General features: G+C 60.3%; 15 protein-coding genes and 1 riboswitch. Of the genes, 7 read left to right on the top strand and 8 right to left on the bottom strand.

Translation table 11 applies throughout. The features are described from left to right. Positions 1-3: 3 nt before the first annotated feature. Positions 4-1,656 carry a cellulose biosynthesis protein BcsG gene (gene bcsG / locus ACSMDR_RS12570; protein WP_436468476.1) on the bottom strand — a complete coding sequence of 551 codons (1,653 nt, stop codon included), beginning with the start codon at positions 1,654-1,656 and terminating at the stop codon, positions 4-6. Between the two features lie 395 nt (positions 1,657-2,051). Here bcsG and ACSMDR_RS12565 point away from each other — a divergent pair, with 395 nt between their 5' ends. Beyond that, positions 2,052-3,248, top strand: coding sequence for an amino acid aminotransferase (locus ACSMDR_RS12565; RefSeq protein ID WP_436468475.1), 1,197 nt, complete (start codon positions 2,052-2,054; stop codon positions 3,246-3,248). 99 nt (positions 3,249-3,347) lie between these two features. Here the strand turns inward: ACSMDR_RS12565 and ACSMDR_RS12560 are convergent, their stop codons facing one another. Together ACSMDR_RS12560 and ACSMDR_RS12555 are read right to left on the bottom strand one after the other, a co-directional pair. Beyond that, positions 3,348-3,689 carry an AzlD domain-containing protein gene (locus tag ACSMDR_RS12560; protein ID WP_005901014.1) on the bottom strand — a complete coding sequence of 114 codons (342 nt, stop codon included), beginning with the start codon at positions 3,687-3,689 and terminating at the stop codon, positions 3,348-3,350. A gap of 58 nt (positions 3,690-3,747) precedes the next feature. Beyond that, positions 3,748-4,470, bottom strand: a complete 723-nt coding sequence (locus tag ACSMDR_RS12555; protein WP_436468474.1) for an AzlC family ABC transporter permease — start codon at positions 4,468-4,470, stop codon at positions 3,748-3,750. A 519-nt stretch (positions 4,471-4,989) separates the two neighbouring features. Here ACSMDR_RS12555 and ACSMDR_RS12550 point away from each other — a divergent pair. Genes ACSMDR_RS12550 through ACSMDR_RS12530 form a run of 5 tightly spaced genes read left to right on the top strand, consistent with a single transcriptional unit; the run spans position 4,990 to position 10,314 of the window. Further along, positions 4,990-6,120 carry an AI-2E family transporter gene (locus tag ACSMDR_RS12550; RefSeq protein WP_005901018.1) on the top strand — a complete coding sequence of 377 codons (1,131 nt, stop codon included), beginning with the start codon at positions 4,990-4,992 and terminating at the stop codon, positions 6,118-6,120. Then, the gene (locus ACSMDR_RS12545; RefSeq protein WP_436468473.1) at positions 6,110-7,675 is read left to right on the top strand and encodes a TolC family protein; all 1,566 of its coding nucleotides are present in this window, start codon (positions 6,110-6,112) and stop codon (positions 7,673-7,675) included. The genes ACSMDR_RS12550 and ACSMDR_RS12545 overlap by 11 nt, the downstream gene beginning before the upstream one ends. Further along, positions 7,672-8,808, top strand: coding sequence for an HlyD family secretion protein (locus ACSMDR_RS12540; protein WP_436468472.1), 1,137 nt, complete (start codon positions 7,672-7,674; stop codon positions 8,806-8,808). Before ACSMDR_RS12545 ends, ACSMDR_RS12540 begins: the two co-directional genes overlap by 4 nt. Positions 8,809-8,842: 34 nt before the next feature. Further along, the gene (locus ACSMDR_RS12535; RefSeq protein WP_436468471.1) at positions 8,843-9,871 is read left to right on the top strand and encodes a DUF2955 domain-containing protein; all 1,029 of its coding nucleotides are present in this window, start codon (positions 8,843-8,845) and stop codon (positions 9,869-9,871) included. Then, positions 9,868-10,314 carry an ion channel gene (locus ACSMDR_RS12530; RefSeq protein ID WP_436468470.1) on the top strand — a complete coding sequence of 149 codons (447 nt, stop codon included), beginning with the start codon at positions 9,868-9,870 and terminating at the stop codon, positions 10,312-10,314. The genes ACSMDR_RS12535 and ACSMDR_RS12530 overlap by 4 nt, the downstream gene beginning before the upstream one ends. Positions 10,315-10,377: 63 nt before the next feature. Here ACSMDR_RS12530 and ACSMDR_RS12525 read toward each other — a convergent pair whose 3' ends face one another. The 3 genes from ACSMDR_RS12525 to ACSMDR_RS12515 form a co-directional block, all read right to left on the bottom strand. Continuing rightward, the gene (locus ACSMDR_RS12525; RefSeq protein ID WP_436468469.1) at positions 10,378-10,857 is read right to left on the bottom strand and encodes a L,D-transpeptidase family protein; all 480 of its coding nucleotides are present in this window, start codon (positions 10,855-10,857) and stop codon (positions 10,378-10,380) included. 449 nt (positions 10,858-11,306) lie between these two features. Beyond that, positions 11,307-11,870 (bottom strand): HlyD family secretion protein, encoded by a 564-nt coding sequence (locus ACSMDR_RS12520; RefSeq protein WP_436468468.1) that lies wholly within the window; start codon positions 11,868-11,870, stop codon positions 11,307-11,309. A gap of 150 nt (positions 11,871-12,020) precedes the next feature. Next, complete coding sequence (locus ACSMDR_RS12515; protein ID WP_436468467.1) at positions 12,021-13,853, bottom strand: M3 family metallopeptidase; 1,833 nt, start codon at positions 13,851-13,853, stop codon at positions 12,021-12,023. Positions 13,854-14,156: 303 nt separating this feature from the next. Next, a riboswitch (cyclic di-GMP riboswitch) is annotated at positions 14,157-14,240 on the top strand. Positions 14,241-14,298: 58 nt separating this feature from the next. Between ACSMDR_RS12515 and gbpA the strand changes: the two genes are divergently transcribed. Then, positions 14,299-15,720: an N-acetylglucosamine-binding protein GbpA gene (gene gbpA / locus ACSMDR_RS12510; RefSeq protein WP_436468466.1), complete on the top strand. Its 1,422-nt coding sequence runs from the start codon at positions 14,299-14,301 to the stop codon at positions 15,718-15,720. 84 nt (positions 15,721-15,804) lie between these two features. Here the strand turns inward: gbpA and cbl are convergent, their stop codons facing one another. After that, positions 15,805-16,752, bottom strand: coding sequence for an HTH-type transcriptional regulator Cbl (cbl, locus tag ACSMDR_RS12505; RefSeq protein WP_040319442.1), 948 nt, complete (start codon positions 16,750-16,752; stop codon positions 15,805-15,807). A gap of 586 nt (positions 16,753-17,338) precedes the next feature. Next, a complete protein-coding gene (locus ACSMDR_RS12500) occupies positions 17,339-18,403 on the bottom strand; it encodes a sulfate/molybdate ABC transporter ATP-binding protein (protein WP_436468465.1) in 1,065 nt (354 codons plus the stop codon). Between the last annotated feature and the right edge of the window lie 3 nt (positions 18,404-18,406).

Raw genomic sequence — 18,406 nt, 5'->3', positions numbered from 1 at the left:
GTGTCATTGGGGATAGGGGACCCAGTCCCCCTCCCCCAGCTTGATGTGGTACTTGCCCTGATATTCGAGCACAACCGAGCCCTGGTTCTCCGAGACCGCTGGCGTCTCGGGCAATCCCTTGAGCAGCCCGTCCCAATCTATGGTGGCACTGCCGAAGGTGTTGCCGCCGACCAGACGCGAGATGAGCTCAGAGATGGCCAGGAAGCTGCTGGGGGTATCTATGGCCTTGGTCGCTTCATGGCCGCCCTTGGCACCGATCAGGGCAACCCCGACCGGCACCTGGGTGATGCTGGGACTGGGGATGTCCCGCAGACCGGCCATCTGCATCTTGTCGCCGGCGATGGCCGCCCCGTGCTCGGGCACCAGGATCACCGCCACCTTGCGACCAGACTGCTCCAGCGAGGTGAGGAACTGATCCAGTTGATCGAGAAGGGTCTGCAGTCGCGCCTTGTAAGGGGCTATCTGGCGGGTGGCCGCGTAGCGGTTGCCGTCATGCAGGGCGATGAGGTTGAAGAAGGTCACATTGCGTTCGGCCTTGCTCTTCTGCCGCTCACTCAGCCAGCGGGCGAACAGGGCATCATCCCGATAAATGGGTTCCCCGTCGAAGGAGGCGAGATCGTGGGGCATCCCCTCCTTGCTCATGAGGGGGACATCCAGGCTGGCATACTGCTGCAGATCCTTGAGGTAGTTGCCGAATGCCCCCGAGTGATCCATGGCGACCTGCTTCTCAAACCCGAGCTGGGCCAGGTTGTCGAACAGCAGGCACTGGCTGGGCGCTGTCGTGTAGAGCCCCTGGTGGCTGGTTTGTCCGCAACTGGCCCGCAGCAGCCGGATCGAGCTCGGGCCGCTGTAGGAGGTTGCTGAGTTGAAGTGCTTGAACATCAGGTCCAGGTGGCGACCTATGGGGTGAGCCATCAGATCGCTGGCCTTCACGTCGCTCCAGGCCAGGGAGCAGATGTTGATGATGAGCACGTCGAAGGGTGCCGCATCCACTGGTAACTGCTGCGGGAAATGCACGGCCCTGTCCCGCTCCTGCGCGTAGAAGCTGTCGAGATAGGCATTGAGATTCTGGTTGGTCGGCGGGGCGCTCTGATCCAGCTGCTCTGCCATGGATACCTGCTTGTCCTCAGGCTCAGCCGCCGGCTCGCTGCCCTTGTCGGTGCTGACGACCCGGGTTGCCTGCGAAGCAAAGGGATCCCCCACCAGGGGCGAGAGCCACAGCCAGAGCAGGGCCAGCAGGATCCAGGGGGTGAAGCGCAGCCACTGGGCGATGAACAGATAGAGGGTCAGCATCACGAAGCCGGCGCCGACCATCTCCCAGTTGATGAAGCGGCCGAGCAGTTCAAGCCAGTAATCCAGGGTAAAGGAGAAGACCTGCGCCCCCTGGGCGCGAATGCTCTCCATGCCCGGCAGCCAGGTGTCGTGATAGAAGATCCCCACCCCGACCGGCAGTGCCAGCCAGTGCCGGATGCGCCGTAACCCCGCCCAAGGCAGTGGAAAGATCAGGAAGGCGGCGAACACCAGATTGATCAGGGGGTGGAAATTGAGGTAACCCGCCCAGAGCAGGGCAAACTTGGCAAGGAAATAGATATTCCAGCCACCCAGGCCGTGCCAGTCCAGCCAGGGAGAAGAGGCATTAGAAACGTGTCGAGTCATCGGCGATGAGTCACCTGTTATCGCGGGGTCCCGCAACGGGACCCAGGCACATTGCAATGTGTTGTCAGAAAATTCTCGGTTTATTATGCAACTAATCGCTTGTCTCAGGTGGCCTTGCATGAGATCCGGGTAGCCGGGTGACCGTCATGATGGAGTACCCTATGCACAACAATGTTATCCAAGTGACACTATAAAGGCACCCTCAACGACCAAAATGGGGGAGATTAATTTTATGACTGCCCTTTTCTACATGGACGACATCTCTCTCTTGTTACGACAATAACTGTCATTCTTGCCGCCATGCCGAACAGCTTGAGGCCACTTCCAGATTACGACATGATAACGACCCCGGCCCCGAGCCGACGAAACTGGACAGCCAACCTCAAGGACCCCCCATGTTTGAACACGTCGATGCCTATGCTGGCGACCCCATACTGACCCTGGTCGAGACCTTCCACAAAGACACCCGCGAGCAGAAGGTGAACCTGGGGATCGGCCTCTATTACGACGAGCAGGGCCGCATTCCGATGCTGCCCTCAGTGCAGCAGGCCGAAGCACAGCGCGCCGCCGCCCCGGCCCCGCGCCCCTACCAGCCGATGGAAGGCGCCGCCAACTACCGTACCGCGGTGCAGCACCTGCTGTTTGGCGCCGATCACGAAGCGGTCAAGGCCGGTCGCATCGCCACCATCCAGACCATAGGCGGCTCCGGCGCCCTGAAGATCGGTGCCGATCTGCTCAAGCGCTACTTCCCGACCTCCGAGGTGTGGGTCAGCAACCCGACCTGGGACAACCACAAGGCGATGTTCGAGGGGGCCGGCATCAAGGTGCACGACTACCCCTACTATGACGAAACCAGTGGCGGTCTGAACTTCAAAGCCATGATCGACTGTCTGAGCGCACTGCCCGCCAAGAGCATAGTGCTGCTGCATCCTTGCTGTCATAACCCGACCGGCGTGGATCTCTCCCGCACCCAATGGGATCAGGTGATTGCCCTGGTGGTCGAGCAGAACCTCATTCCCTTCATGGACATCGCCTATCAGGGTTTCGGTGACGGTCTGGAGGAAGATGCCTACGCCATCCGCGCCATGCTGAACGCTGGTGTCAGCTTCTTTGTCAGCAACTCGTTTTCCAAGAACCTCTCCTTCTACGGCGAGCGCTGCGGCGGCCTGTCCGTCATCTGCAAAGATGCGGAAGAGGCGAGTAGAGTGCTGGGTCAGATGAAGGCGACGGTGCGTCGCAACTACTCCAGCCCGCCCACTCACGGCGGTCAAATCACCGCGGCGGTGATGAACCAGCCCGAGCTGCGCGCCCTCTGGCTCGACGAGGTGACCGAGATGCGCACCCGCATCAAGGCCATGCGCCAGAAGCTGTTTGAGGTGCTCAGCGCCAAGCTGCCTGGCCGGGATGTCAGCTACTTCATCAGCCAGCGGGGCATGTTCAGCTATACCAGCCTGACCCCGAGCCAGGTCGATCGCCTGCGCGAGGAGTTCGCCGTCTATCTGGTGCGCTCGGGCCGCATGTGCGTGGCGGGGCTCAATAGCCGCAATGTGGAATACGTAGCCGACGCCTTCGCGGCCGTGCTCAAGGATTAAGACCCCGCGTATTCCTTGCCGCTGAAAATCCTCACGAAAGAGCCCCGCCATTGCGGGGCTCTTGCTATGGGGGATAGATGATGGCTTACGCCATCGCGCTCAGGGCAGCATGGCCCACAAGGCATGAGCGCCCCCTAGCCAGCGCAGCAGGAAGAAGCCCCCCATGCCAATCACCACCACCGCCAGCGTCGGCAGACGCAGCAAGGTCAGCAGCGTCACCAGCACGGCGGCCAGCAGGTAATCCAGATCCCAGCTCAGACCCGTCGCAGGCTCATAGCTGAAAACGATGGGCAACCAGATGGCCGTCAGCACCGACTGGGCGGAAAAGCTGAGGAAGGTGCCCATCTCCTCCCCCGGCTGATAGCGAGTCAGACGGGAGAAAAAGGCAAAACGGTTGAAGAAGGTGATCATGGCCAGCAGGCCTATCATGAGCCAACTCATCTCAGTATCTCCCCCCATTGCCGCACAGAGACGCACACTTTCATGAAGATCTTCATCGTCAATCCCTCGCCCGTTGCAACAGATAGCCCACCAACATGCCCGCCAGTGAGGAGATGATGATGTACACCTCGGCGAACCACTGCTTGGTGATGACAGCCAGGCCGCCGCTGACCAGCGTGGCGGCCACCATGGGCATGTTCTTCATGGCCGGGATCGTCATGGCGATAAAGGTGGCGGCAATGGCAAAGTCGAGGCCGAGTTGTTCCAACCCCTGAATGTACTGACCAGCGGCGATGCCAACCAGGGTCGCCAGGTTCCAGAACAGGTAGAAGACAACCCCGGCCACCAGGGCATAAGCGGGATTGAATACCCCCTGACGCTCCCTGTCTTTGAGGGCCACCGCAAACATCTCATCGGTGAGGAAGAAGGCAAGCCCGACGCGCCAGCGCAGGGGCAGTCCTATCACCTCGCGCCTGAAGGTGAAACCATAGAGAAAGTGCTGGGAGGTGATGACGAAGGTAGAGCCCAGGATCGGCAGCAGAGGGGTTCCCGCTCCGAGCAAGGTACTGGCAGAGAGCTGGGCCGCCCCCGCAAATACCAGCAGTGACATCAGCTGGGCCTGTAATGGGCTGAGCCCCACCTGCAGCGCCAGAGCGCCGCAGAGGATCCCCCAGGGCACCACAGACACCGAGAGCGGCAATATATCCAGACTGGCCCGCACCAGGAGCGAACGGGAGAAGCGAAGCACCTCGGCAGGCTGCGACGCGGGAGTGATGGCCATATCTGTCATTCCATGACTTAAAGAACCGCAAACTATCACAGCCGGAGGATGGACTCTAACCCGGCAGCGCCGCACTCCAGTCATTGATAGTCCACTCGGCAGCGTCCCCCTGGCGCGCAAGCCCCCAGACTTCTCGAGCGATCCGTTCTCTACCGTGGATTATTCGCAAACACCCCGGACTAATGACAGATAAATATGCCGCTATAAATGACGATATAACCAAAATACATCATCTTTATGCTGCCAATATAAATATCAACGCTCGCCAGATTTCCTCATGCCCGGGCACCTTCAATAAGCGGGACCACGCACCTGGATGCATTGCTACAAACTCTGCAGTGGCAGCTTTCTTAATCTCATGCAAAATAATATATTGATTACTAACAACCTTTTTTAATCGATAACTGAGAAATAGAGATCTGGTTAAGCGTGGGGACAGGTAAATAATTAAAGAATGGCCCCCCTCAAAATAACCAATACTTGATTACCCCAACCTCACTTCCATCGCGAGAGCCTGATATGCAACAAGATACTAACCCCGAACTGGAACGCCGCTTGTTTAACAAGCTGCTGGACGTGCTTATCAAGGCGGGCCTGATCCTGGCTCTGGTTATCACCTGTTACGGTATTTTTTCCCCCTTCCTGACCCTGATGTTGTGGGCCTTGATCCTGGCGGTCACCCTCTACCCCTTCCATCAGAGGCTGGCGGCGCGACTCGGCAACCGCCAAGGCCGGGCAGCCACCTTGCTGGTGCTGTGCGGCATAGTCCTGATCGTGGGGCCCACGGCGATACTGACCAGCTCACTGGCCGACACCGTCACCAGCTTCGTCCATAACATGAAGGCCAACAGCCTGGTGATACCCATGCCTGCTGAATCCGTGGGCACCTGGCCTGTCGTTGGCAAGAAGGTTTACGCCGTCTGGCATCAGGCAGCGACCGATCTGCCCGCTTTCATTCAGAGCATGCAGCCCAAAATAGGCAACATCGCCAAGGCGGCGCTTGGCATGGTGGCCAGCATGGGGACAGGTATGCTCCAGTTCATCCTCTCCTTCGTGGTCGCCGGCATTATCATGGCCTACGGCTTGCCGGGTCAGCAGAGCGCCCGAGCCATCTCGGCCCGCATCATGGGTGAAGGCCGGGGTGACGAGTTTGCCACCCTCTGTACCGCGACCATACGTGCCGTGGCACAAGGGGTCATCGGGGTGGCCTTCATCCAGGCCATCTTGCTCGGCCTCTCGGTCGCCATCGCGGGCATCCCGGCCCCGGGCGTGATTGCGCTGATCGCGCTGATCCTGGGCATTGCCCAAATTCCGGCCGCCGTCATCTTCATTCCTTGCGTCATCTATATCTGGAGCAGCGGTGACTACGCGACTGCCCCAGCCGTCGCCTACACAGCGCTGCTGGTCATCTCCGGCCTGGCCGACAACGTGCTCAAGCCCATGCTGCTTGGTCGTGGCGTCGATGCTCCTATGCCGATCATTCTGCTGGGTGCCCTGGGTGGCATGGTTTCAAGCGGCATACTCGGCATGTTCGTCGGGGCCGCCCTGCTCGCCATCGGCTACCAGATCTTCATGGCCTGGGTAGCAGGGGATCATCTCACTCCCCTGAGTAGCGCCCCCCAGGTGACAGAGCAGCAAGATGCCCCCTGAGCGATTGTCAGCCAGCAGCAACCACATCCGTTACCACAGGGCGCCCATCGGGGTGGCCCTGCTTGGTAGTCTACTGCTGAGTGCCTGCACCACCCTCGGGCCTGACTATGTCAGGCCCGAGGGTGGTGCCGTTACTCACTGGCAAGGTGGCTCAATCAAGCAGACCCAAGCCAGGCAATCAACCGAGCGGCTCGATGAGTGGTGGACCCAGCTTCAGGATCCCGTGCTCAATGCCCTGGTACAGGAAGCCCTGACCAAGAACCCCAGCGTGCGGGTCGCAGGCCTGCGCATTCTGGAGGCGAGGGCCCAACTCGGCATCGCCGACGCCAGCCGCTATCCCCAGTTGCAACAGGTGAGCGGCAGTGCCCTGCAGACCGGTCAGGTACGGGACGGCCCCGACAGCCACTTCATGAGCTATGGACTGGGTGCCAATCTCGGGTGGGAGATCGACTTTTGGGGTAAATTCCAGCGCAGCATAGAGGCGGCGGACGCCAGCTATTTCTCGACGCTCGCGCAATATGATGATGTGCAGGTGTTGATGGCGGCCCAGGTGGCCAGCCTCTATGTCAACATTCGCACCCTGGAGTCGCGCCTGCAGATATCCCGGGAAAACGCCCGGCTGCAAGCACGCAGTCTGGAGATCACCGAGAAGCTGTTTAAAAGCGGCAACAGCGACGAACTGGACGTACAGCAAGCCAAGACCCAATACCTGAGTACGCTATCGGGCATTCCGACCCTGGAAGCCAGTCTGCGTCAGGGGCAGAACGCCCTGAGCACGCTGCTGGCCCGCGCCCCCGGCCCCCTGCCGGAGATGGGCGCAGACACAGGTATCATCCCCCACGCCAAACTTACCTTGGCGGCGGACTTGCCTGCGGATCTCATTCGTCGCAGGCCGGATGTGCGCAGTGCCGAGCGGCTGATGGCGGCACAATCGGCCCTGATCGGCGTGAGTGAAGCAGAACTTTATCCCTCCCTCACCCTGCTCGGCTCGGTCGGTCTGTCGGCCACCTCGCTGTCGGGCAGCAGCTCCACCCTGGACTGGGGCATAGGCCCAAGTCTCAAGTGGAATGTGTTTGACCATGGCCTGCTCAGCAATGCGGTCCTGGTGCAGGATGCCCGCTTCCAGCAGCTCAAAGAGAGCTACCAGAATACCCTGCTCAGCGCCGCTCGCGAGATTGATGATGCCGCCATAGGTTTTGCCAAGAATGAGGAGCAGATCGTCCTGCTGGAACAGACAGAGCAGGCTGCCCGCCGCTCCCTCGACATCGCCAATATCCGTTATCGGGAAGGCATGGCGGACTTCCAGCGAGTGCTCGACTCCCAGCGCGCGCTGTTCAGCCAGCAGGAGCGCCTGGTCAGCAGCCGCGGCAATGTGATGCTCAGCCTGATCTCCCTCTACAAGGCGATGGGGGGTGGCTGGCAGCAAGGACGTAGCCGCCCTCTGCTCGACGAGCAGAGCCAGCAAGAGATGCAGTCGCGCAGTGACTGGGGTCCACTGTTGACCGATCCCCTGCCCAGCGCCGATGCCCCTAATGTGATGACGAGAAGACCATGAGCCAAGATGCACCTATACCCTCAGCCAACCCGCCAGCGCCGCCGGCACCCAGCCCTCAACCGGGCAAGGGGAGCCGTATTGGCACCTTGCTGCTGCTTGCCCTGATCGGCATAAGCCTGTTGTGGTACTTCACCGCCGATCGCCTCACCCCTTACAGCTCCCAGGCCAGGGTGCAGGCCTTCGTGGTGCCCATCGCCGCCCAGGTGTCGGGTCAAGTGCAGAAGGTGCTGGTGAAGAACAACGAGGATGTCACCCTGGGGCAGCCGCTGTTCGAGATAGATCCCAGCCAGTACCAGATAGCCCTGCAAAGGGCCAGATCCGACTATGACTCTGTGCTGCGCTCAGTCAATGCCGCGGGGGCCGGTGTCATTGCCGCCGAAGCCTCCTTGCAGGCCGCCAAGGCCAATCGTCTCAAGGCAGAACAAGACGCCAACCGCCAGGAGCGGCTCTATGCCGAGGATCCCGGTGCCATATCGGTACGTCGGCTCGAAGTGACCAGGGCGACTCGGGTGCAGGCCCAGAGCCAGGTCAAGGCCGCCGAGGCCAGCCTTATCCAGGCCAAGGAAGCCGCAGGCAACCGCGGCGATAACAACTCCCAGCTAATCAGCGCCCGTTCCGCCATCGAAAAGGCTGAACTGGATCTCAGTCACACTCAGGTACTCGCTCCCTCCCGCGGTCTGGTCACCGATCTGCGCACCGATGCCGGTCAGTTCACATCGGCCGGCGCCCCAGCCATGACACTCATCGCCATCCACGACGTCTGGGTAAGCGCCGACATGACGGAGAACAATCTGGGTAATCTGGCCCCCGGCAATGAAGTGGCCATCGTGCTCGACGTCATGCCGGGCCGGGTACTAAAGGGCAAGGTCCGCAGCCTGGGCAACGGGGTCAGCTCCGGCTCGCAGAGTGCGGCAGGCAGTCTGCCCACGGTGCAAAACAACCGTGACTGGCTGCGTCAGGCGCAGCGCTTCCCGGTCGCCATCGAGTTTGAACAAGGCGAGCTCAAGGGCATTCAGGGGATCCGGGTTGGCGGCCAGGCCGAAGTGCTGGTTTACAGCGGCGACAACTGGCTGATGAATGGCTTGGGGACTGGCTTTATCAGGCTGATGAGCCTGCTTTCCTACCTCTATTGAGCGGCAAACGAATGCAATATGGAGCAACCCCCTGATGCACAGGGCTGACAAGGCAGTACTGCGTCTCACCCTGGGACTTGGCCTCAGTGTCCTCATCACTTATGGCCTGGCCCTGCCCCAGCCCCACTTGAGTTGCCTGGTGGTGATACTGCTGCTGTGCAAACCCGGCCCCCCCTTATCCCCGATCAAGGGGCTGCTGATGGGGGGCGTGCTCATGGGACTGATGGCCAGCGGCGTGCTGATGGTCCCCCTGCTCGAGCACTACGGGGCCAGCGCCCTGATGCTGATTGCCCTGATACTGTTTGGCCTCTTCTACCTTGGACTCAAGAGTGGCAACCCCTTGCTGACCCTGCTGGTCATCACCTTCACTCTGGTCCCGGTAGCCGGGGTGGCGGATCAGGCCCTCGCCTTCATGGTGATCCAGGCGCTGGCGACCGGGGTCATGCTGGGGGCCTTCATCGGCACCGTCTCTCACAACCTGTTTCCCGATGAGCCGAGTCAGGGGGCCAAACCTGCCTATCTCAGCCCCGAGAATGCAAGCTGGGTGGCGCTGCGGGCCGTCATCATAGTGCTGCCGATCCTGGTGTTGGCGCTGCAAGATCCCTCCCACTATCTGGCCGCCATCATGAAGACGGTGGCGCTGAGCCAGCAGGCCTGCACCACCAATGCCCGCAATGCAGGCAAGGAGCTGATTGGTTCAACGCTGGTCGGTGCCCTGGTAGCCGCCATCGCCTGGTCCGGACTCGCTCTCTGGCCCAATCTCTGGATGCTGATGTTGTGGGTCATGGCCACCAGCCTCTGGCTCGGAGTACGGCTATTCAGGATAAAGACGAGTCGGGTCGCCCCCTCTTTCTGGGTCAACGCCTTGATGACCATGATGATACTGCTGGGCCCCGCCATTCAGGACAGTGCCAACGGCAAGGATGTACTTCAGGCCTCCCTGTTCAGATTGGGCCTGTTCCTGCTCGTCGCCTGCTACGCATGGGGCGCCGTCTGGGTGCTTGAGCGCTGGCGCGCGGGTCGACGCCCTCCACACACAATCAATCACGAGACAATGTCATGATATTGATGAACATGCTGGTGGGTCTGCCCACTATGCTGATCTGCCTCTCACTGCAAGCCACTGTGACCTTTTGGGCGGTGCGCTTCTATATCAACCAGGTTCATAACAATGCCAATCCGGGTTGGCTGGGACGCGGTGTCGGCCCCCTGCTAGTGGTCATGGTCTTGCTGATGTTGGGCAACTTCGTGCAGATCACGCTCTGGGGGGTACTGTTCCTCACTCTCGGCGAATTCGACCAGCTCTACGAGGCCATCTATCACTCGGGAGTCAACTTCACCTCCCTTGGCTATGGCGACATAGTGATGAGCCCCCACTGGAAGATGCTGGGTCCGCTTGAGGCAGCCAATGGCGTCTTGATGTTTGGGATGACAGGGGCGGCACTCATGGCCGTGCTGCAGGCGCTGATCAAGACCCAGATTGGCGCCAGGGTAAAACCGAACTAAGCCAGACCAGAGCCCAATAAAAACGGCAGGCCAATGGCCTGCCGTTTTTATTCATTTCTCCCCTCAGGGATTGATGATGATGGGGGTGCCGGGTTCGATGGCGCTCCACACCTCATCCATGTCCTTGTTGAGCATGGCGATGCAACCGTTGGTCCAGTTGGACGGTTGCAGGCTGGAGCCATTGCCGTTGCGCTGACCGTGGATCATGATCATGCCACCGGGGCGAACCCCGAGTTCATTGGCTGTCTTGATGTCAGCCAGGCTCGGGTAATTGATGTGGATGGCACGATAGAAGTTGGAGTCACTCTTCTTGTAATCCAGCGTGTAACGCCCCTCGGGGGTGCGCTGATCGCCCTCCCGCTGCTTGTGACCCTTTGGAGCCGGGCCCAGGGCTATCCAGTAGCGTTTCAGCTCCTTGCCATCCTTCATCAGGCTCAGGCTATAGGAGGACTTGTTCACAATGACCATGTCGGCGCTCATGCCGAGACTGGCGAAACTCAACGCGGGCCACAGGCCCAGCACACATAATATTACGGCTCTCATTCCATCCCTCGACGAGCCTCTGTTGCGGGCTCTTGGTAGCACATCATCTGAATACCAGAGCTGGCTGGCGAGCGTCATGATATTGGATCGCCATCAATACTCAATATACCCAGAGAAACATATCAGCCGCCATCATGAGTCTATTTCCCGCGCCAGATTGGAAACCATAATCAAATCAGATGGGTACCCAGAGCACATCGTCAGTTGGTCCGGCGACGTACCCGCAGATGAATTCAAGGCCGACAGGAGGATCAATGGCTCCCGCGCCTGCAGGGCGCTGATAACCGCAATCTCATTCAGTGTGGCGAGAATGAGGAGATGGACAGTGTGGCAGTACGGATACATAAGTCGACCATGTCAAATTAGGAAGCATGAACGGGCCCCTCTTTGGCGACTTGAGAACATCAGATGAAAGCGCTGTACCCTCAATGGAAGCACAGCGCTTTGGCTCAATCAAACAACACTGTGACTGGTAGCCCCTCGACCAATAATCCCGAAGATAGCTTTTCATCCAGTGACAAAGCGACTTTGAGTGTCGCCTTCTCCCCCTCGAACGGGGCGGCCAGTTGAGCTGGCAACTTGTCAGCCAACTCTACCGGTCTGGCAACCCTCGCCGCCAGGCGCTCCCCGCTTGGCAGCTTGACGGTCGCCTTGTGGCCCGTCTCCATCGAGGATAAATATTTGGGCAATACATAAGCAATGACCAAGGGATCCTCATGCTTGGAGATCAGAGCAAGCGGTGCGCCCGAAAAGACCCAGTCGCCTTCTTGCACCAGCACATCAGAGACTCTTCCCGTTGCCGGAGTCCGTGGCTGTTGCTGCTTTGATATGGCCTCCATCTCCGTCAGCTCCTGCGCCAGAGAGTGTCGAGCACTGGCCAGTGGCCCCGTCAGGTGATCTTCTTGGATCTGCAGCTCTTGCAGCGTCTTTTCTGACCTGGCCTTTTGCAGTGAGATACGTGATTGAGTCCAGCTCAGCGGAGAGCTGGACGCCCCAGAGATATTGTTGATCAAGTTCCATTCGCTCAAACCCGATTAGGTTCCAGCTTGCAATCCTTGCTCACCCAGCCGAGCCAAGGTGCTGACCGGGCGCATGCCAAATAATGAGCCCTGCCAAGGACGGGGCTCATTGATGGATGGGAGAACTCAGAGGATGACTGCGGATCAGGGCTGATAACAGCCGCGGATCCAGGCGGCGAAGTCAGCCAGCATCCTGAGTTCGGACTGGCTGTTATCCGCCACCAGCTTGTCACCATGGACCACTCGAATATGGGCATTGAGTGGCGCGCCCTCAGCGGCCGGTGGCCGTTGCTGCGCCGCCGCCATGCAAGCCTGAGCTTGCTGCCAGGCCTGGGCGACATCCAGATTGCAGGCATCGGCCAGCGGCCGGGCACTGAATCCCTCGCCGGTGAGGCTCTGCAGCGTCTGGTCATGGGTCATGCCGTTGCCAGGCCCCCAGTAATGGGCGGCAAGATCCGGGCCTATGCGCGGATTGTCGGTGAGATAGCCGTCGCGTTTGAGGAAGTAGGCCCGGGTCTGCTCCACTGCCATCAGGGCCAGCAGATAACCATGATAGGCGCAGGCCGACTCCTGATTGAGCAGATGAGGAATGGCGAGCAAGGGGCGCGGACTCTCGACTCCCAGGATCTGCCGTTCCCATTGGCGAGCCAGGGCCAGCACGGTCTCCGGGCTGCGCTCCTCATCGCTCATGGCATAGAGATCCCGCTCGAAATAGGCGACCAGGGCTATCTGACGTTCATTGAAGGCCCGAAACGGTTGGCGTGCCGCAATCATCTCTTCAATCAGCACATCCGGAATGGCGGTGCCGTGCTCGTCCTTGGCATAACGTTTCAGCCAGTCCGCATCTTCGAGCAGGCTGTCACAGAACATGGACTGGGTCTCGGCATACGCCATGGAGGTGGGAGGAAACTCCTGAGAGAAGCAGGGCGCATTGCCGGTCACGTTGGCAAAATGAGCGGCATGCCCTCCTTCGTGGAACAGGGTATTGAGCCCGCTCCAGCCGCTGCCGACCTGACCCGGGTTGGCCAGGCTGGTGAAGTTGACCACGGCCGGCACCCACTGCCCCTCCTGCCAGAAGCTCGGCACTGGGCCATGGCAGAAGCCGTTCTCATACTTGCCGGGCCTGTCCAGCAAGTCCAGGGTCAGCACGGCATCCCGGTACTGGATGCCGAGGCGGCGGAAGCTCTGCACCCAATCTTGCAAGGCACGGGAGAAAGGGACATAGGGATCGAGCTGGCGGGTCACGTCGCCACTCACCGAGAAGCGCAGGTTATGGGGCTGCAGCGCCGCCTCCCCCTTGGCCTCTTTAAGTTCGGCCAGGCTCTGGCGGGTACGCGCCTCGGTGCGGGCGATGAAATCATCCAGAATGACAAACAGCTGCTCTGGGCTCATCTGCTCATTCTTGCGCACCTTGTATTCGAAGTAGTCGCGATAACCCATGGTGCGGGCAAAGCGATTGCGCAGCTGAACGATCTCCAGGAAGCCCGAGTCCAGGGCCCACTGCTCCAGAGTATGGAAGAGTGCCACGGCGCTGGCGCGCACGGCTTCAACCGGGCTCGCGACCAGAGAGGCACCGGCGGCGGGCAAACTGCCGGGAACTGTCCGGCCCTGTTCGTCCAGCAGCTCCAGCTTGAGCTCCTTGCGGCGGGCGAAGAGCTTGGCCTCGGCGGCCACCAGTTCGTCCATCAGGGCGGCGGCGGCCGGATCCTCGATGACATTGCACTCGAAGAAGGCCAGCCAGCCCGCAAGCCCCCGCTTGAGATCCGTCTCCTCGGCCTGGGCCAGCATGGCTCTGAGCTCCGGCAACCGGGCCGGATTGGCACAAAACCCCTTGTAGGCCTGCTCGGCCGCGGTGAAGCCAGCCTGATCATCGCTGGTACCCATATAAGTCGACCAGAACAGATCCTCTTTGCGCCTGTGCAGCGCCAGATAGTCCTGATTCAACTGGTTGAAGTAATTCCTGGCAATGGAATTCATAAGTTCCCTCTTGTTGTGATGGGGTCAATCCGGGTTGGCCCTGATGCTATGTACGCTGGGATGCGCTGTTCCACGCTAGCAGAAGCCAAACCATCTGTCTGCGCCCTCCATCACCTCTGAACAATGGCTGTTATTTCAAACCATTAGCAGGTAATAGCACGATTATTTCTTCAGCAGGCAAGCCATCCGCTGTCGCACAAAAGGTGGTCGGCAGCTCCGGTCAGTTCCTTTTTTGCTAATTTATGTTAATTTTTTGTTCAAAATTAGCCATTATTGGTCGTCGAATGAAACCGACACCCAGACACAGTCATTTGGCAAACTGGTCGAGAGGCCAGGACGCAAAGCCTCCGGTCCCCTGACCAGTCAAGGGATAGCGGGGTTGCAGCAGGTGTTCGGGGGTTCCCCGCCAAGCTGACTGCCCAGACAGACTCAATACAAGGAATCTATGGCAGTGAATCAACCACTTCATCGTCTTGCCGTCATCACCGCCCTGCTGGCCAGTGGTGGCGCCCTCGCCCACGGCTACATCAGCAGCCCGGAAGCCCGCAACACTCTGTGCAAGAACGGCGGCAACATTGGCTGCGGCGCCATCCAGTGGGAACCTCAGAGCCTGGAAGCCCCGTCCGGCTTCCCGGACGGCGGTCCTGTTGATGGCGAAATAGCCGCAGCCGGCCATGCCCAGTTCGCCGAGTTGAACGCCCAGACCAGCGATCGCTGGACCAAACGCAGTGTCAGCGCGGGCCCCATCGACATCAGTTGGACTTTTACCGCCAATCATGTCACCCGCAACTGGCGCTACTACCTCACCAGGCAGGATTGGGATCCCAACCAGCCCATAAGCCGAAATAGCTTCGATCTGACCCCCTTCTGTGTCATCGACGGCGGCATGGTGCAGCCACCCAAACAGATGACCCACAGCTGTACCCTGCCAGAGCGCACCGGCTACCAGCTGATCCTGGGAGTCTGGGAAGTCGGGGATACACCCAACAGCTTCTACAACCTGATCGATGCCCGTTTCCAGGAGGGTGATCTGCCGCCGCTGACCTGGAGCCAGAGCGGCACCATCTATCCCTCTCTGGATCTCCGGACAGGAGACAAGGCCATGACCCGGGTGTTCGATGCCAATGGCGAGCGTCCCGATCTGCAGACGGTACTCACCGTCACCAGTGACGAGCAAGGGCTCAAAAACAACTGGGCGCAGGCCCTGGCCAGCCAGATAAACGCCGAGCAGAGCCAGATCCGCGCCGGCCAGCCGGGCAGTGGCGACAGCTTCAACCCCGTCTACGGCCAGAACCCCATCTATCTGAAGGCGGGTAGCGGCCTGGCGCGGGTCGAGATCCAGCTAGAACAGCAGCAACCTCCCCAGACAGACAGCATGGCGGTGAGCGGTCTGAGCGACAGCTACCCCCTCGATGGCGGCAAGCTCAAGCTCGACTTCACCCTGGCGGTGCAGGGAGATCTGGCCGTGACCGCCACCCTCTATGACCATGGCGGCGCAGCCAAAGGGCAGATCCAGGCCGACATCAAGGATGCCAGCCAGAGTCTGAGCCTTGCGCTGACCGACCTCAGCGCCGGTCACCACCAGCTGGTGCTCGCAGGCACTCCCAAAGGGGGCGGATCCATCTTGCAGCAGACCGTCGATCTCATGCTGCAAGATCCGGTCAGCGGCGATTACCAATATGTGTTCCCTGCCTCTCTCTCGGCCTACAAGAGCGGGATCAGGGTGCTGCAACCCAAAGATGGCAAGATCTACCAGTGCAAACCTTTCCCCGCCGAAGGCTGGTGCAGCCAGTGGAGCAGCAACGCCACTCACTATGAGCCAGGAGTTGGCAGCCATTGGCAGGATGCCTGGCAATTGGTGCAGTAAGGCCTGAGGCCGTGACCGACCAGACAACGGGGAGCCTTTGGCTCCCCGTTTTATCAGCTGCTCCCTGTCGACAGGACGAAAGACTCAGATCTGGTAATCGATGAGCGGCTCACCGTGCAGCGCCCGGGCCTGAATGTCGGCCAGCGCCAGTTCGGGGTTGCAGAGCTGGATAAATTGCCAGGCGAAGTTGTGCTGGAACTGCCCCTGCTTGAGGCCAATCCAGGCAGTGTGAGGGGCGAACAACCGACTACCATCGAGCTGATGGAGCCCCAGGTCTCGCTGGGGATCGAACGCCATGTCCGCCAGGATGCCCACGCCCATCTCCAACTCCACGTAGGTCTTGATGACGTCCGAGTCCTGAGCGGTCAGCAGGATCTGGGGTGAAATACCCGCGGCGGCGAAGGCCTCATCAACCCTGATGCGACCCGTGAGCCCGGCCTGATAGGTGATGATGGGCCACTGGGCCAGGGCGGCCAGACTGAGCGGCTCCTCCCCGGCCAGGGGATGGCCCCTAGGCACCACTATGTTGTGGTGCCAGCGGTAGTAGGGAAAGGCCACCACGCCTTCGCTGCGGTCGAGCTGCTCACTGCTGATGCCGATATCCACCTCACCGGTTTGCAGCAGCCGAACTATCTCCTCTGGCCCCCCCTGGCGCAGCTCCAGTTGCACCTCGGGGAAACGCTCACGAAATGCCTTCACCACCCGTGGCAGCGCATAGCGCGCCTGGGTATGGGTCGTCGCCACCAGCAAGCGCCCCGACTCGCGGTTGGCGAAGGCGCTGGCCAGCTTGCGGATGTTGCTGGCGTCATTGAGGATGCGCTCGGCGAGCACCAATAGCTCCTTGCCCGGCTCCGTCATGCCAAGCAGCCGCTTGCCATAGCGCACGAACAGGGCGATGCCGAGCTCCTCTTCCAGCTCGCGGATATGGCGACTGACCCCGGACTGGGAGGTGAACAGCGCGTTCGCCACCTCGGTCAGGTTATAGTCGCGCCGGGCCGCCTCCCTGATGATCCTTAACTGTTGAAAATTCACCCTCGCCTCCTGCATGCCAAGGGTTGCCCCCATTTGATATAACCCCGCCATGCCGGTTGGCATGTCGGTTTCCATTTCTCTGTTCGCATCGCCCTGGGCTGCATCCGCTTTATATCTGGTCGTCAGGGTCGCGCTGAGCCAATCTGGCCACCAATCGCACTGTCTGTCCGGTGCTGAATTGTGCCGCCTCGACGCGGCTCCGTTCGGCTTTGAATGATAACGGTGCCCCTTGGCAATGGGTGCCCCGGTGATGGCGTTATCCCGTCCCCTAAATCTGATAGTCCGGGTAGAGCTGAGCCTGTCTGGCTACCAATCGCACCTTCTGTCCGGTGCTGAATTGTGTCGCCTCGACGCGGCTCCGTTCGGCTTTGAATGATAACGGTGCCCCTTGGCAATGGGTGCCCCGGTGATGGCGTTATCCCGTCCCCTAAATCTGATAGTCCGGGTAGCGCTGAGCCTGTCTGGCCACCAATCGCACTGTCTGTCCGGTGCTGAATTGTGCCGCCTCGACGCGGCTCCGTTCGGCTTTGAATGATAACGGTGCCCCTTGGCAATGGGTGCCCCGGTGATGGCGTTATCCCGTCCCCTAAATCTGATAGTCCGGGTAGAGCTGAGCCTGTCTGGCTACCAATCGCACCTTCTGTCCGGTGCTGAATTGTGTCGCCTCGACGCGGCTCAGTTCGGCTTCAAATAGTGCCCCATTTGTCTCTGCGCTGCCACGCAGTTCGACTCTGATACGCGGCCCCATGGGCAGCAGGCGGCTAATGGTGGCCTCCACGCCGCCGTGGGCTTCGAGAGGATGCAGTTCCAGTTCGTGAGGACGCACATAGGCGATGGCCGCGCTCCCTTGGCTCAGATCGGCGCGCCCGCCAGCGAGCAACCGATCACCGACCCCAAAACCCTGGGCCGCCACCCTGCCATGGAACAGGTTCACGCTGCCGAGGAAGCTGTGCACGAACGCACTGGCTGGCTTGTCATAGACCTCGACCGGCGTTCCTATCTGCTCTACTTTGCCGGCATTCATCAGCACCACCCGATCCGCCACCTCCAGCGCTTCCTCCTGATCGTGAGTGACAAACAGGCTGGTGACATGCAGCTCGTTATGCAGTTCGCGCAGCCAGCGACGCAACTCCTTGCGCACCTGGGCATCGAGGGCACCGAAGGGTTCATCCAGCAGCAGCACCTTGGGTTGCACCGCCAAGGCGCGCGCCAGGGCAACTCGCTGGCGCTGACCACCGGAGAGCTGAGTCGGATGTCTATCCGCCACATGGCTGAGCTGTACCAGATCCAGCAGCTCCCTGACCCGGGCACGGATGACCGGCTCACCGGGGCGCTCGGCTCTGGGCTTCACCCTCAAGCCGAAGGCCACGTTCTCGAACACCGTCATATGGCGAAACAGGGCGTAGTGCTGAAACACAAAACCCACATTGCGCTCACGCACATGGAGGGATCCTGCGTCTTCCCCCCGGATCAAGATGCGGCCCGTATCCGCCTGTTCCAGCCCGGCGATGATGCGCAGCAAGGTGGTCTTGCCGCAGCCGGAAGGGCCAAGCAGGGCGACCAGTTCACCATCCTTGAAGTCGAGGTTGATGTCGCTGAGCGCCGCGTATTGATTGAAATGCTTGTTCAGCTGTTGCACTTGTATGCTCATGAC

This window comes from Aeromonas molluscorum, from assembly GCF_051376105.1.
GTDB lineage: Bacteria > Pseudomonadota > Gammaproteobacteria > Enterobacterales > Aeromonadaceae > Aeromonas > Aeromonas molluscorum.
The sequence above is the reverse complement of the archived record's forward strand: the minus strand, read 5'-3'. Positions and strand labels throughout refer to the sequence as shown.